The 14,087-nt window shown below is 71.7% G+C and carries 12 protein-coding genes; 6 read left to right on the top strand and 6 right to left on the bottom strand.

Annotated elements, in window-relative coordinates; translation table 11 throughout:
- Positions 1-66: 66 nt before the first annotated feature.
- The 5 genes from H5965_RS23535 (at position 67) to H5965_RS23515 (ending at position 6,025) form a co-directional block, all read left to right on the top strand.
- A complete protein-coding gene (locus tag H5965_RS23535) occupies positions 67-2,178 on the top strand; it encodes a RecQ family ATP-dependent DNA helicase (protein WP_310972342.1) in 2,112 nt (703 codons plus the stop codon).
- An 85-nt stretch (positions 2,179-2,263) separates the two neighbouring features.
- On the top strand, positions 2,264-3,550 hold the full coding sequence (locus H5965_RS23530) for an MFS transporter (RefSeq protein WP_310972341.1): 1,287 nt from the start codon (positions 2,264-2,266) through the stop codon (positions 3,548-3,550).
- Positions 3,551-3,620: 70 nt separating this feature from the next.
- Positions 3,621-5,345 carry an arginine--tRNA ligase gene (argS, locus tag H5965_RS23525; RefSeq protein WP_310972340.1) on the top strand — a complete coding sequence of 575 codons (1,725 nt, stop codon included), beginning with the start codon at positions 3,621-3,623 and terminating at the stop codon, positions 5,343-5,345.
- 12 nt (positions 5,346-5,357) lie between these two features.
- Positions 5,358-5,744: a PPOX class F420-dependent oxidoreductase gene (locus tag H5965_RS23520; RefSeq protein ID WP_310972339.1), complete on the top strand. Its 387-nt coding sequence runs from the start codon at positions 5,358-5,360 to the stop codon at positions 5,742-5,744.
- Positions 5,741-6,025, top strand: coding sequence for an antibiotic biosynthesis monooxygenase family protein (locus tag H5965_RS23515; RefSeq protein ID WP_310972338.1), 285 nt, complete (start codon positions 5,741-5,743; stop codon positions 6,023-6,025). Before H5965_RS23520 ends, H5965_RS23515 begins: the two co-directional genes overlap by 4 nt.
- On the opposite strand, the gene H5965_RS23510 is transcribed toward H5965_RS23515, so the two are convergent.
- A complete protein-coding gene (locus H5965_RS23510) occupies positions 5,995-6,594 on the bottom strand; it encodes a TetR/AcrR family transcriptional regulator (RefSeq protein ID WP_310972337.1) in 600 nt (199 codons plus the stop codon). The two genes, H5965_RS23515 and H5965_RS23510, sit on opposite strands and share 31 nt — an antisense overlap.
- 61 nt (positions 6,595-6,655) lie before the next feature.
- Here H5965_RS23510 and H5965_RS23505 point away from each other — a divergent pair, with 61 nt between their 5' ends.
- The gene (locus tag H5965_RS23505; RefSeq protein WP_310972335.1) at positions 6,656-7,369 is read left to right on the top strand and encodes an SDR family oxidoreductase; all 714 of its coding nucleotides are present in this window, start codon (positions 6,656-6,658) and stop codon (positions 7,367-7,369) included.
- 164 nt (positions 7,370-7,533) lie between these two features.
- Here the strand turns inward: H5965_RS23505 and proB are convergent, their stop codons facing one another.
- The 5 genes from proB to H5965_RS23480 all read right to left on the bottom strand — a co-directional run bounded on the left by proB (position 7,534) and on the right by H5965_RS23480 (position 13,896).
- Positions 7,534-8,643, bottom strand: coding sequence for a glutamate 5-kinase (proB, locus tag H5965_RS23500; RefSeq protein WP_310972334.1), 1,110 nt, complete (start codon positions 8,641-8,643; stop codon positions 7,534-7,536).
- Positions 8,640-10,097 carry a GTPase ObgE gene (gene obgE, locus H5965_RS23495; RefSeq protein ID WP_310972333.1) on the bottom strand — a complete coding sequence of 486 codons (1,458 nt, stop codon included), beginning with the start codon at positions 10,095-10,097 and terminating at the stop codon, positions 8,640-8,642. The genes proB and obgE overlap by 4 nt, the downstream gene beginning before the upstream one ends.
- Positions 10,098-10,204: 107 nt before the next feature.
- The gene (gene rpmA, locus H5965_RS23490; protein WP_086846674.1) at positions 10,205-10,462 is read right to left on the bottom strand and encodes a 50S ribosomal protein L27; all 258 of its coding nucleotides are present in this window, start codon (positions 10,460-10,462) and stop codon (positions 10,205-10,207) included.
- Between the two features lie 38 nt (positions 10,463-10,500).
- Positions 10,501-10,815, bottom strand: coding sequence for a 50S ribosomal protein L21 (gene rplU / locus H5965_RS23485; RefSeq protein WP_086678418.1), 315 nt, complete (start codon positions 10,813-10,815; stop codon positions 10,501-10,503).
- 165 nt (positions 10,816-10,980) lie between these two features.
- Positions 10,981-13,896, bottom strand: a complete 2,916-nt coding sequence (locus H5965_RS23480) for a translation initiation factor IF-2 N-terminal domain-containing protein (protein WP_310972330.1) — start codon at positions 13,894-13,896, stop codon at positions 10,981-10,983.
- Between the last annotated feature and the right edge of the window lie 191 nt (positions 13,897-14,087).

Genomic DNA, 14,087 nt, shown 5'->3' with positions numbered 1-14,087 from the left:
GCAAACTCTCCGTTCGCGGCGCCGCCGATTCCCGTTCTGTCGGTGTCATGGGGTAGACGTGGGGACGTGGACACGACCAGCACCACCTCAGCCCTCCGCGACCGCGCCGAGACCCTCCTCCGGGCACTGGCCGGCGATGCGGCGAAGCTGCGCGAAGACCAATGGACGGCCATCGAGGCCTTGGTCGCGCAGCGGCGCCGCGCGCTGGTCGTGCAGCGCACCGGGTGGGGCAAGTCGGCGGTGTACTTCCTGGCCACGGCCCTGCTGCGCGAACAGGGCAGCGGGCCGACGGTGATCGTCTCGCCGTTGCTGGCGCTGATGCGCAACCAGATCTCGGCGGCGGCGCGCGCCGGGATCCACGCGGCGACGATGAACTCCGCGAACCCCCAGGAGTGGGACCAGGTCCAGGCGTCGGTCGCGGCCGGCGAGGTGGACGTCCTGCTGGTCAGCCCCGAACGGCTGAACAACCCGGACTTCCGCGACAACGTGCTGCCGAAGCTGACCGCGAGCACCGGCTTGCTGGTGGTCGACGAGGCGCACTGCATTTCGGACTGGGGCCACGACTTCCGGCCGGACTACCGGCGGCTGCGCACGCTGCTCGGTGATCTCCCGGAAGGCGTGCCGGTGCTGGCGACGACGGCGACCGCGAACGACCGCGTGGTCACCGACGTCGCCGAGCAGCTGGGCCTCGGCACCGGCGCGGACACGCTGGTGCTGCGCGGCAGCCTCGACCGGGAAAGCCTGCGCCTGTCGGTGTGCCGGCTGCAGACGTCGCAGGCGCGGCTGGCCTGGCTCGCCGAGCACCTGGCCGAACTGCCCGGGTCCGGGATCATCTACACGCTGACCGTGGCGGCGGCGCACGACGTCGCGTCGCTGCTGAAGGACCGCGGCTACCCGGTGGCGGCCTACACCGGCAAGACCGACCCGGCCGACCGGCAGGCCGCCGAGGACGACCTGCTCGGCAACCGCGTCAAGGCCCTGGTCGCGACGTCCGCGCTGGGCATGGGGTTCGACAAGCCGGACCTCGGGTTCGTCGTGCACCTCGGCGCCCCGTCGTCGCCGATCGCCTACTACCAGCAGGTCGGCCGCGCCGGGCGTGGCGTGGAACGCGCCGAGGTCGTGCTGCTGCCCGGCGAGGAGGACAAGGCGATCTGGGCGTACTTCGGCTCGCTGGCCTTCCCGGACGAGCTGCGGGTGACCCAGGTGCTGAACACCCTTTCCTACGCCGACCGTCCACTGTCGACGGCCGCGCTCGAGCCGTCGGTCGAGCTTTCCCGGTCCCGGCTGGAAATGGTGCTCAAGGTCCTGGACGTCGACGGTGCGGTCCGGCGCGTCAAGGGCGGCTGGACGAGCACGGGCGAGGACTGGCAGTACGACCGCGGGCGGTACCGGCGGGTCGCGGAGGCGCGCGACCGCGAGCAGGAGGCGATGCTCGGCTACCTCGCGACCGGCGGCTGCCGGATGGAATACCTGCGCCGCCAGCTCGACGACCCCGAAGCGGCGCCGTGCGGGCGGTGCGACAACTGCACCGGGCAGCATTGGGACACGGCGGTGGCGGACGAGGTCGTCGACGCGACCCGGGAACGGTTGCAACGCCCGGGTGTCGAGGTCGCGCCACGGAAGCAGTGGCCCACCGGGATGTCCTCTTTGGACGTCCCGGTGTCCGGGCGGATCTCGGCCGACGACCAGGCCGAGCCCGGTCAGGTGCTCGGGCGGCTCACCGACGTCGGGTGGGGCAACCGGCTGCGGGAGCTCGTCGGGCCGCAGGCGGTGGACGCCGAGGTCCCGGATTCGGTGTTCCAGGCCTGCGTCCAGGTGCTCGCCGGCTGGCAGTGGGCGCAACGGCCGGTGGCGGTGGTGGCGGTGCCGTCGTCGACGCGGCCGCAGCTGGTCTACAGCCTGGCGACCCGGCTGGCCGAGATCGGCAGGCTGGACTTCCTCGGCGCGCTCGACGCGGACGGCCCGCCGCCGCGTCAGGCGAACAGCGCGCAGCGGCTGGCCGACCTGTGGCGGCGGCTGAGCATGCCGGCCGACCTGGCGGCGACGCTGCCGTCCGGGCCGGTGCTGCTGGTGGACGACGTCATCGACACCGGCTGGACGATGACGCTGGCCGCACGGCTGCTGCGACGGGCCGGGGCGCCCGCGGTACTCCCGTTCGCGCTGGCGAGCACGGCTTAGGAGAAGGGAGAGCGGTTGGAACCTTTCGCACTGCGAACGAATGTGGCAAAGTCCCGTTCCACCTTCGGGTGACGTGGAGGCCGCCATGACCGAATCCGCCGTCGAGGTGTCGCAGCGCCACCGGCTGCCGGTGCGCAAGCTGTTCGCCGCGAGCGCCGGGAACGCGCTGGAGTGGTTCGACTGGACGATCTACGCGACGTTCAGCATCTACTTCGCCAGTGCGTTCTTCCCGGCCGGGAACGACACGCTGGCCCTGATCAACACCTTCGCGACCTACGCGCTGGCGTTCTTCTTCCGGCCGCTCGGTGGTGTGCTGCTCGGGCGGTTCGCCGACACCCGCGGGCGGAAACCGGCCATGATCCTCACCATCCTGCTCATGGCAGGCGGGTCGGTGGCGATCGGGCTGCTGCCGACGTTCGCGCAGGTGGGCTGGCTCGCGCCGATCCTGCTGCTGCTCGCGCGCGTCGCCCAGGGGCTGTCGCTCGGCGGCGAGGTGTCGAACGCGTCGGCCTACCTGGGCGAGATCGCGCCACCGGAGCGTCGCGGCCGGTACTCGGCGTTCTTCTACATCTCGACCGGCTCGGCGGTGCTCGTCGCGACCGTGCTCGGCTACGTGCTGGCCCGGACGCTGGACAAGGCACAGCTCGCGTCGTGGGGCTGGCGGCTGCCGTTCCTGCTGGGCGGCGTCTTCGGCCTGGTCGGGCTGTGGCTGCGCCGCAGCCTCGCCGAAACCGAGCTGTTCGAGCAGACGAAGACGAAGGCGCGCAAGATCGAGCGACCGCTGCTGACGACGCTGACCCACCACCCCAAGGCGGTCGGCAGGCTCGTCGGCTTCACGATGCTGTCGACCCTCTGCTACTACACGTTCTTCAGCGCGCTCACGTCGTTCGCCGTGAAGAACCGGCACGCCGACGCCGACACCGTCTTCCTCGCCCTGTCCGTCGGCACAGCGTTGTTCATCGCGCTGCAGTACCCGCTCGGGGCGTTGTCGGACCGGTTCGGCCGGAAACCTCAGCTGCTCGTCTGGTCCGGGGCGACCGCGGTCGCCGTCGTGCCGTTGTCCACTTTGATCGGTCCGGGGGTCGGCGGGCTGCTCGTGGTGTTCTGCGTCGGGCTCGGGCTGTACACGGCGATGACCTCGATCGCGCCGGCCATCATGAGCGAGCTGTTCCCCACCGAACTGCGCGGGCTCGGCATCGGGGCCTGGTACAACCTGACCGTCGCGATCTTCGGCGGCACCGCTCCCCTGCTCATCACCCTGTTCGGCACGGTGTCGCAGACGCTCTACTTCTGGTACGTCGCCGTGGGCGCCGCGATCGCCTTCGCGGTCATCCTCACGCTCCCGGAAACCAAGGGCAGCGAGCTGCGGTAAACCCTTCGGCATCGGCCGCTCACGCTCGCTAGGGTGCGGGTTTCCGTGACCGAGCCGAAGGAGGGACACCGTGCAGCAGACCGCCGACGTTACCGAGGAGCTGGCGCGCCGCGTGGTGGCCGCCGCCGGCCGGGCACTCGACGTCGAACTGACGCCGGAGCAGGCGCTCGTCCAGGCGTCGCCACGCGACGGCGTCGACTTCCAGGCCAACCTCGCGATGAGCCTGGGCAAGCGGCTCGGCCGTCCGCCGCGCGAGGTGGCCGCGCTCATCGCCGGAGCGCTGGAACTCGACGGGATCGCCGATCCGCCGGAAGTCGCCGGGCCGGGGTTCCTGAACTTCGTGCTGCGCAAAGAGTGGCTCGAAGCGACGGCCGACGAGTTGCTCGGCGATCCGCGTCTCGGCGTGCCGGAAACCACGGCGCCGCGGCGGATCGCGCTCGACTACAGCAGCCCGAACGTCGCCAAGGAGATGCACGTCGGGCACCTGCGCTCGTCCGTGATCGGCGACGCGCTCACCCGCCTGCTGCGGTTCGCCGGACACGAAGTGCTGCCGCACAACCACCTCGGCGACTGGGGCACGCCGTTCGGCATGCTCATCGAGCACCTTCTCGACGTCTCCGCCGGGCAACGCGCGATCGCCGACCTCGACGCCTTCTACCGCGAAGCGCGCCGGAAGTTCGACAGCGACGAAGCGTTCGCGACGCGGGCGCGCACCAGGGTCGTCAAGCTGCAGAGCGGCGACGAAGACACCCTCGCCGTCTGGCAGGAGCTCGTCGACGAGTCGACCCGGCACTTCAACGAAGTCTACGCGCTGCTCGGCATTTCCCTGACGGACAAGGACATCTACGGCGAGAGCTTCTACAACCCCTACCTCGCCTCGGTCGTAGACGACCTCGAAGAAGCCGGGCTGACGGAAGTCAGCGACGGCGCGATCTGCGTGTTCCCCGAAGGGTTCCGCAACCGCGAAGGCGACCGGCTGCCCCTGATCGTCCGCAAGCGCGACGGCGGCTACGGGTACGCCGCCACAGACCTGGCGACTGTCCGGTACTGGACGGCCGAGCGTGGCGCCACCGATCTGCTCTACGTCGTCGGGACGCCGCAGGCGCAGCACTTCGCGATGCTGTTCGCCGCCTGCCGCGCGGCGGGCTGGCTGACCGGACACGCCGAGCACATCGGCTTCGGCACGGTGCTGGGCGCGGACGGCAAGGCCATGCGGACCCGGGCCGGCGAGACCGTCAAACTGGCCGACCTGCTCACCGAAGCCGTCACGCAGGCCGCGGCGGTGGTCGCCGAACGCAGTGAGCTCGACACCGCAGGCCAGGCCGAAGTCGCGCGGGCGGTCGGCATCGGCGCGGTCAAGTACGCGGACCTGTCCGGCGACCGCGAGCGCGACTACGTCTTCGCCTGGGACCGGATGCTGGCCAAGGAGGGCAACACGTCGGTGTACCTCCAGTACGCGCACGCGCGGACGCAGTCGATCCTCCGGAAGGCGGGCGGCCTGCCCGACAGGACCGGAATCGAGCTCGAAGCACCGGCGGAACGCGCGCTGGCACCGAAGCTGCTCCGGTTCGGCGAAGCACTGAAGGCGGCGACAAGCGCGTACGCGCCGCACAAGCTCTGTACGTACCTGTACGAGACGGCGGTTGCCTTCTCGCGGTTCTTCGAGGAATGTCCGGTCTTGAAGGCGCCTTCGCCGTCACTGCGCGCGTCACGGCTGAGGTTGACTACGCTGACGTCGAACACGCTCGCGCTCGGGCTTTCCCTGCTCGGGATCGAAGCGCCCGACCAGCTCTAGCGGGAGACCACTGTGGAACTGCCCGGCGACCTGCTCACGCTGCTGCGCGGGCCCAGCCTCTGCTTCCTGTCGACGGTGATGCCGGACGGTTCGCCGCAGCTCACCCAGACCTGGGTGGACACCGACGGCACGCACATCCTCGTCAACACCGTGCTGGGCCACCAGAAGCAGCGCAACATCGCGCGCGACCCGCGGGTGGCGCTGAACGTCGCCGACCGTGAACGGCCGTCGCGCTACTACGCGATCCGCGGGCGGGTCCTGGACATGACCGAGGACGGCGCCGTCGAGCACATCGAAGAGCTTGCACAGCGTTACCTCGGCGGCCCGTACCCGTGGTGGGGCGGGCGCGACCAGACGCGGCTGCTGCTCACGATCAAAGCGGACCGGATCACGTCGTGATCATCATCGCCGGCTGGCTCGCCGTGGCTCCCGACGACCGGGCCGCCTACCTGGACAGCTGCGCCGAAGCCGTCCGGCTCGCCCGGGAGGCGCCCGGTTGCCTGGAGTACGCGCTGGGCGCCGACCTGCTCGACCCCGGCCGGATCACGGTGTACGAACGCTGGGAATCCGACGCGGACCTCGAACGGTTCCGCGGCTCCGGGCCGTCGGACGAGCAGACGGCGCGGATCCTGGAAGCGTCGGTGGCGCGCTATCGGATTTCGGCGGTCGAGGCGCCGTGATCCGCTAGCAGCGTCACCAGTTCGCCGGCCAGGCCGCGGCCGATCGGCTCCCGCGTCGCGAGGAGCCGGTACCAGAGCGTGCCGAACACGACGTCGACGACCGTGCCGGGCGCGACGCCCGCGGGCAGTTCGCCGCGCTCGCGGGCGCGGGCGACGATCGTGCCCAGCGCTTCGCGGCGGCGGTACAGGAAGTCCTCGCGGAACCGCTTGCCGAACTCCGGATCGAGCTGCGCCTGCGCCATCAGCGCCCGGAGGGTGTCCGCGACCTGGTTCTTCTCCCCCAGTTCGAACGTGCTGTCCAGGAAGTGCCCGAGATCGGCGCGCAAGGACCCTTCGTCGGGGATCGGGATCTGCAGGTCGGCCTTCGTCGCGAGCGCGTCGAGGAGGACGTCGGCCTTCGACGGCCACCAGCGGTAGATCGTCTGCTTGCCGACGCCGGAGCGCGCAGCGATGCCTTCGACGGTCAGGGTGCCGTAGCCCGCCTCCGCGACCAAGTCGAGCGTGGCGGCGAGGATCGCCAGCCGGCTCTGCTCACTGCGCTTGCGGCCGGGACGGGTCTGGTCGGTCATGGGATCCGATGGTAGCGTCGATTTCGAAACGAGACGTACCGGTTCGAAATGGGGAACAAGCATGAGCATCGCACTCGTCGCCGGCGGCACTTCGGGCATCGGCCTGGCGACCGCGCGGCGGCTGCACGAACGGGGGTACACCGTCCACGTCACCGGACGGGGGAAGGAGCGCTTGGACGACGTGGCCGCGAGTGACCCGTCGCTGACCGGGCACCAGGCGGACGGCGGCGACGCCACGGCGATGGGCGCACTGGCCTCGTCGCTCGGGACGGTCGACGTGCTGGTGGTGAGCTTGTCCGGCGTGGAGGGCATGGGTCCGATCGAGGCGCTGGACCTGGCGATGCTGCGGCGGGCGTTCGACGCGAAGTTCTGGGCGCACCTGACCACGGTCCAGGCGGTGCTGCCGCACCTGGCCGCGGACGGTTCGATCACGCTGCTGAGCGCGATCACGGCCCGCGCGGCCATGGCGGGCACGGCCGGGATCGGCGCCCTGAACGCGGCGATCGAAGCGCTGGTCAAGCCGCTGGCGGTGGAACTGGCGCCGCGGCGGGTGAACGCGGTTTCGCCGGGGGTGGTGGACACGGCGTGGTGGAGCGGATTCCCGGCGGAGGTGCGGGAGGGGTTCTTCGCGCAGACGGCGGCTTCGATCCCGGCACGGCGCGTGGCGACGGCGGACGACGTGGCGGAGGTGGTGACGCTGGCGGCGACGAACCGGAATCTGACCGGAACGGTGCTGGAAGCCGACGGCGGTGCCCGGCTGGTCTCGCTCGGGTGATGGCGCTTTCCTGTGCAGGCGCCGGGTAGGGCGAGGACCGCGCGTGGAGGGGCGGGCGGCGGGGACTCGCCAGCGCCGCGCGATCGGCCGCGCGGGGCCGCTGGAGCCGGCGCCGCGCGATCGGGGTGGAGGTCTCGTTGGCGATGGAGCCGGCGGGGCTGCTTCTAGCGGCGCAGCGGGACCAGGTCGTCGGCGTGGACGACCTCTCGCCGCTGCTCCTCCGGCAGCTCCGGGGTCGACCGGCCGATCAGGTCCGGGAGTTCGGTCGCGTCGAAGGCGACCACTCCGCGGGCCACCGGGCGGTCCTTCGCGTCGACCAGGTCGACCACGTCGCCGGCCTGGAATTCGCCGTCCACGCCCGTGATGCCCGCCGCCAGCAGCGAGCGGCGGCGGCGGACCACCGCCGTCACGGCGCCGTCGTCGAGGCGGAGCTTGCCCGTCGTGTCCGCCGCGTAGCCCAGCCAGAAGCGGCGGGCCGACAGGCGGGTGTCCGCCGGGGCGAACGCCGTGCCCGGGGACGCCGATGTCAACGCCGACGAGGCCTCCGAAGCCGCCGCCAGCAGGACCGGGATGCCCGCCCCCGCCGCCGTCCGGGCCGCCGCGAGTTTGGACACCATACCGCCCGTTCCCAGGCCCGAGCTGGACATGCCGACCGAGATCCCGTCCACATCGGACTCCGAGAGCACCTCGGTCAGCTTGCGGGTCGCGCCGCCGCGGGGATCTCCGTCGTACAGGCCGTCCACATCGGACAGCAAGATCAGCGCGTCGGCGCCGATCAGGTGGGCCACCAGGGCCGCCAGGCGGTCGTTGTCGCCGAAGCGGATTTCCTCGGTCGCCACCGTGTCGTTCTCGTTGACCACCGGGACCGCGCCCAACGCCAGCAGCCGCGAGAACGTGCGCTGTGCGTTGCGGTAGTGGGAACGGCGGACGACGTCATCGGACGTCAGCAGCACCTGGCCGACCGTCAGCGAGTACCGGCCGAACGACTCGGCGTATGCGTGCGCCAGCTGCAGCTGCCCCACGCTCGCCGCCGCCTGCTGGGTCGCCAAGTCGCGGGGCCGCTTGCCCAGGGAAAGCGGGGCGAGGCCGGCGCCGATCGCGCCCGAGGACACCAGGACGATCTGGGCTTCCCGGGCGACGCGCTCGGCGATCGCGTCGACCAGCGCGTCCAGCCGGGCCACGTCGAGCCCGCTGCCGGCCGTCGTCAGCGCCGACGAGCCGACCTTGACGACCAGGCGCCGCGCCGCAGCGATGGCCTCGCGAGTGCCGCTCACGCGTCGAGGTCCAGCTCGTCGTCCTCCGAGTCCGAGCCGGCCCGCCGCACCCGGCGGGCTTCCTTGCGCTCGGCCGCGCCGACGCGGTCGGTGCGCTCCAGCCGGACGTCGGTGCCGCGCCCGGACAGGTGGACCGCCACCGAAGGCGTCGACGGCTCCCACTCGAACTGGACGTCGCCGATCGTGACCGGGCTCCCCGGCCGCGCGCCGAGCTTGGCCAGCTCGTCCTCGACGCCGAGGCGGTTGAGCCGGTCGGCGAGGTAGCCGACCGCCTCGTCGTTGCCGAAGTCGGTCTGGCGGATCCACCGCTCCGGACGGGCGCCACGGATGATGAACGCGCCCTCTTCCTCCGGGTCGACCTCGACGGTGAAGCCGGAGTCGTCGACGGCGAGCGGCCGCAGGACGATCTTCTCCGGCTCCAGCACCGGCTGCGCCTCGCGGTACTTCTCGACGATGGCGGCCAACGCGAACGTCAGCTCGCGCAAGCCCTTGCGCGAGGCCGTCGAGACCTCGAACACCTGGAGACCGCGGGCTTCGAAGTCCGGGCGCACGAACTCGGCGAGCTCGGCCGCCTCCGGGACGTCGATCTTGTTCAGGACGACCACGCGCGGACGTTCTTCGAGCTTCCCGCCGAGGCTCGGCGTGTACTTGGCCAGCTCCGCCTCCAGCGCGTCCACATCGGACAGCGGGTCGCGGCCCGGCTCGAGGGTCGCGCAGTCGACGACGTGCACCAGCACCGCGCACCGCTCGATGTGGCGGAGGAAGTCCAGGCCCAGGCCCTTGCCCTCGGACGCGCCGGGGATGAGGCCGGGCACGTCGGCCATCGTGAACACCGTGTCGCCGCCGGTGATGACGCCGAGGTTCGGCACCAGCGTGGTGAACGGGTAGTCGGCGATCTTCGGCTTGGCCGCGGACAGCACCGAGATCAGCGACGACTTGCCGGCGGACGGGAACCCGAGGAGGCCGACGTCGGCGACCGAGCGCAGCTCCAGCGTCAGGCTGCGGGCCTCGCCCGGCTCGCCCAGCAGGGCGAACCCGGGGGCCTTGCGGGCCTTCGACGCGAGGGCCGCGTTGCCGAGCCCGCCGCGCCCGCCCTGGGCGGCGACGAACGTGGTGCCCGGGCCGATCAGGTCGGCGACCATCTCGCCGTCCTCGGTGAACACGACGGTGCCGGAGGGCACCTTCATCACCAGCGTCTCCCCCGCCGCGCCGGCGCGGTTGCTGCCCTGGCCCATCTTGCCGTTGCCGGCCTTGGCGTGCGGGCGGAAGTGGAAGTCGAGCAGGGTGTGCACGTTGGGGTCGACGACCAGCAGGACGTCGCCGCCGTTGCCGCCGTTGCCGCCGTCGGGGCCGCCGAGGGGCTTGAACTTCTCGCGGTGCACCGAGGCACAGCCGTTGCCCCCGTCACCGGCGGTCAGGTGGATGACCGCGCGGTCCACGAACCGGGACGCCATGACTCTGCCTCACTTCACTCAACGAACGGGGTACGAACAAAACAAACGAGGGGTGGCACCGGATATTCCGGCCCCACCCCTCGTCAGAGGTCTAGACAGAAGCCGAATCAGGCTTCCGACGGCACGATGTTGACCGTCTTGCGGCCACGCTTCTCGCCGAACTGGACCGCGCCGGCGGCCAGGGCGAACAGCGTGTCGTCGCCGCCACGGCCGACGTTCACGCCGGGGTGGAACTTGGTGCCGCGCTGGCGGATGAGGATCTCGCCCGCGTTGACCTCCTGGCCGCCGAAGCGCTTGACGCCGAGGCGCTGCGCGTTCGAGTCACGACCGTTGCGGGAGCTGGATGCACCCTTCTTGTGAGCCATAGCTCAGTCCTCTTTCTTACGAAGATCCGGAGAAACCCTTACAGGGAGATGGCGGTGACCTCGACGCGGGTCAGCTTCTGCCGGTGACCCTGGCGCTTGTGGTAGCCCGTCTTGTTCTTGAACTTGTGGATCCGGATCTTCGGACCCTTGGTCTGCTCGACGACCTTGCCGGTGACCGAGACCTTCGCCAGCGCGTCGGCGTCCGTGGTGACCTCGCCACCGTCGACGTACAAAACGGCGGGGAGGATGTGCTCGGTGCCCGGCTCGCCCTCGAGCTTCTCGACCTCGACGACGTCGCCGACGGCCACCTTGTACTGCTTGCCGCCGGTCTTGACGATCGCGTACGCCGACACGGAAGTCTCCTGCATTACTCGACAATGGGTGGGGGCTCCGCGCGATCGGCCCACCTGATGGAACGGCGGTCCTGGACTCGCGCAGGCGACCTGCTCTGGTGGCAGGCCGTACTACAGGTTACGTGGGGTGCCCCGGTGCGTTACCACCGGGGTCCCCCTAGTTGTTCACTTGCTCTGGTCGGAGGCGTGCACCGGCGGGCCCGCCGGCCGCGACGCCGCCCGGCGCGGACGGCGCCGGGTGGAGCGCACGGCCGGTTCGGGCACGCTGACGTCGGTGACCGGCTCTTCGGCCGGTTCCGGCGCCGAAGACCGCTCGACCTCGGGTTCCTGCTCCTGCGGCACCGGGACCTCGTCGGCCTCGGTGGTCACCGGGGTGCCGGCGACCTCCTGGGCGGGCTCGGCGGGCGGCTCGGCCGCCACCGGCGTCTCGTCGGCCTCCGTGGTCGCCGGGACGTCCGCGACCTCCCTGGCCGGCTCCGGGACGGGCCCGTTGCCATTCAGCGCGCCGTGGTCGTGCTCCTTGGCGGCCTTCGACGCGTTCGCCATCGCCGCCACCGCGGACGCGATCGACTCCCGCTGCTCCGGCGTCGGGACGGCGTGGACCTCGGCCTTCGCGGCTTCGGCCTGCTCCTTGGCGGCCTCCTCGCCCTTGCCGCGGCCCCGCGACCGGCGGGAGCTCTTCTCCCCGCCGCCGCCGTTGCCGCCACCGTTGCCGTTCCCGCCGCCGTGGGACTGCGCAGAACCGCCGCTCGTGCGCTGCACCTCGGTCGAGACGAGCACGCCCCGGCCCTTGCAGTGCTCGCACGGCGTCGAGAACGCCTCCAGCAGGCCGGTGCCGATCTTCTTGCGCGTCATCTGCACCAGGCCGAGCGACGTGACCTCGGCGACCTGGTGACGCGTGCGGTCGCGGCCGAGGCACTCGGTGAGGCGGCGCAGCACCAGCTCGCGGTTGGACTCGAGCACCATGTCGATGAAGTCGATGACGATGATGCCGCCGATGTCCCGCAGCCGGAGCTGGCGGACGATCTCCTCCGCCGACTCCAGGTTGTTGCGGGTCACCGTCTCCTCGAGGTTGCCACCCGAACCGGTGAACTTGCCGGTGTTGACGTCGATCACGGTCATCGCCTCGGTGCGGTCGATGACCAGGTAACCGCCGCTCGGCAGCCAGACCTTGCGGTCGAGCGCCTTGGTGATCTGCTCGTCGATCCGGTGGTCGGCGAACGCGCTGCCGGTGCCGGTGTAGCGCTTGAGGCGCTCGGTGAGCTCCGGGGCGACGTGGCTGACGTAGCCGTTGATCGTCTCCCAGGACCGGTTGCCCTGGATCTCCAGCTTGGTGAAGTCCTCGGTGAAGAGGTCACGCACGACCTTGACCAGCAGGTCCGGCTCTTCGTAGAGCATGGTCGGCGCGCCGCCCTTCTTGCCGGAACCGGCGGCGGCCTTCTCCTTGATGACGTCCCACTGCGCCTTCAGGCGGTCGACGTCGCGGCCCAGCTCCTCCTCGCCGATGCCCTCGGAGGCGGTGCGGATGATGACGCCCGCGTCCTCCGGGACGATCCGCTTGAGGATGTCCTTGAGCCGGCGGCGCTCGTTCTCCGGCAGCTTGCGGGAGATGCCGGTGGCGCCGCCCGCGGGGACGTACACGAGGAAGCGGCCGGGCAGCGAGATCTGCGTGGTCAGCCGGGCGCCCTTGTGCCCGACCGGGTCCTTGGTCACCTGGACCAGCACGGAGTCGCCGGTGGAGAGCGCCTGCTCGATTTTGCGGGCCTTGCCCTCCAGGCCGGCGGCGTCCCAGTCGACCTCGCCGGCGTAGAGCACGGCGTTGCGGCCGCGGCCGATGTCGATGAACGCGGCTTCCATGCTCGGCAGCACGTTCTGGACGCGGCCGAGGTAGACGTTGCCGACGATCGAGCCGGAGCCCGACTGCGTCACGAAGTGCTCGACGAGGACGCCGTCCTCGAGAACCGCGATCTGGGTGGAGTCGCCGTGCTCGGCGACGACCATCGTGCGCTCGACCGACTCCCGGCGGGCCAGGAACTCGGCCTCGGACAGGATCGGGGCGCGGCGGCGGCCCGCCTCGCGGCCGTCGCGGCGGCGCTGGCGCTTGGCTTCCAGCCGGGTCGACCCGCGGACGCTCCGCACCTCGTCGCGCGCCGGGCGCTCGGGCTGCTCGGCCTTCGCCTGCCGGACGTGCGTGACGGTGTTGGGCGGGTCGTCGGTGCTCTCGGCGGCGTCTTCGCCGTCCGAGCCCTTGCGGCGACGGCGACGGCGCCGACGGCGGCTGCCGCCTTCACCCTCGTCCGCGTCGCTCTCGGCGTCCGCAGACGACTCCGCGGCGTCCTCGGCCTCTTCGGTGTCCGCTTCGGGCTTTTCGTCGCCGTTGCGAGCCTTGCGGCGCGGCTGCTCCTCGGCCTGGTCGTCCTCGGTTTCGGCGGTCTCGTCGCCGCCCTCGGCGCCCTTGCCACGGCCACGGCCGCGACGACCCCGGCGGCGGCGACGGCGGCTGCCGGCGTCCTCGCCGTCCTCATCGGCACCGGTGTCGGTGCCCGGCGTGGTGTCTTCGGTCTCTTCCTCGGCCACCTCGGGCTCGGGGCGCGACGGCGGCTCCGCGAAGGGGTCGGCCGGCTTGCGGGCCGGCTTGGCGGCGGGCTCGGCCGGCTCCGGCGGCAGGAAGACCGGCGACGGCGCGGCGAACACCGGCAGGTGCGCGCGGGTCTTCTGGCGCGGCCGCGGCTTCTCGGCCTCGGCGACCGGCACCTCGGGCACCGGCGGGCGGGTCTCGGCGGGCTGGGCCGGCGCGACGGGCTCGGCCGCCGTGTCTTCCGCCTCACCGGTCTCGCCGGTCTCACCGGGCGCGAAGGCCTCGGCCACCTTGAGCGCCACTTCCCTGGTCACGCTCGACTGCGCGCTGCGCACGCTTTCGCCCAGCTCGGCGAGCTTCGCGAGGACGTCCCGGCTGTGCGACTCGAGCAGCTTGGCCAGCGCGTGCACCCGGATCCGGGCGGGCAGGTCGGCCAGCGGGCCGCCCGCGGGTGTGGCGGGATTCCCGCCGGTGTGCTCGGCGGGTGTTTCCGCGTTCGACATGTGTCTCCTCCGCCCCCGGGCGCGTCTGCCGGTTCGCACCGGCAGGGACGCGGCCGCGCAGGGGCCCCTTTCTGTTCGTTCCGCCGTGGTGGTCACCAGCGGCGGGAATCCTTGCCCGACAACCGGGCGCCGCACCACCGCTTCCGGTGGGGCGCAACCCGGCCAAAGGTCTGCTCGGCGGCGTGCTTGGC

Source organism: Amycolatopsis sp. 505 (assembly GCF_031625235.1).
In the GTDB taxonomy this organism is placed as follows: Bacteria; Actinomycetota; Actinomycetes; order Mycobacteriales; family Pseudonocardiaceae; genus Amycolatopsis.
The sequence above is the reverse complement of the archived record's forward strand: the minus strand, read 5'-3'. Positions and strand labels throughout refer to the sequence as shown.

Coding starts and splice junctions, on each gene's coding strand:
- H5965_RS23480 (WP_310972330.1), bottom strand. CDS start 13,896: ATGTCGAACGCGGAAACACCCGCCGAGCACACCGGCGGGAATCCCGCC.
- obgE (WP_310972333.1), bottom strand. CDS start 10,097: ATGGCGTCCCGGTTCGTGGACCGCGCGGTCATCCACCTGACCGCCGGT.
- H5965_RS23530 (WP_310972341.1), top strand. CDS start 2,264: ATGACCGAATCCGCCGTCGAGGTGTCGCAGCGCCACCGGCTGCCGGTG.
- H5965_RS23505 (WP_310972335.1), top strand. CDS start 6,656: ATGAGCATCGCACTCGTCGCCGGCGGCACTTCGGGCATCGGCCTGGCG.
- rpmA (WP_086846674.1), bottom strand. CDS start 10,462: ATGGCTCACAAGAAGGGTGCATCCAGCTCCCGCAACGGTCGTGACTCG.
- H5965_RS23510 (WP_310972337.1), bottom strand. CDS start 6,594: ATGACCGACCAGACCCGTCCCGGCCGCAAGCGCAGTGAGCAGAGCCGG.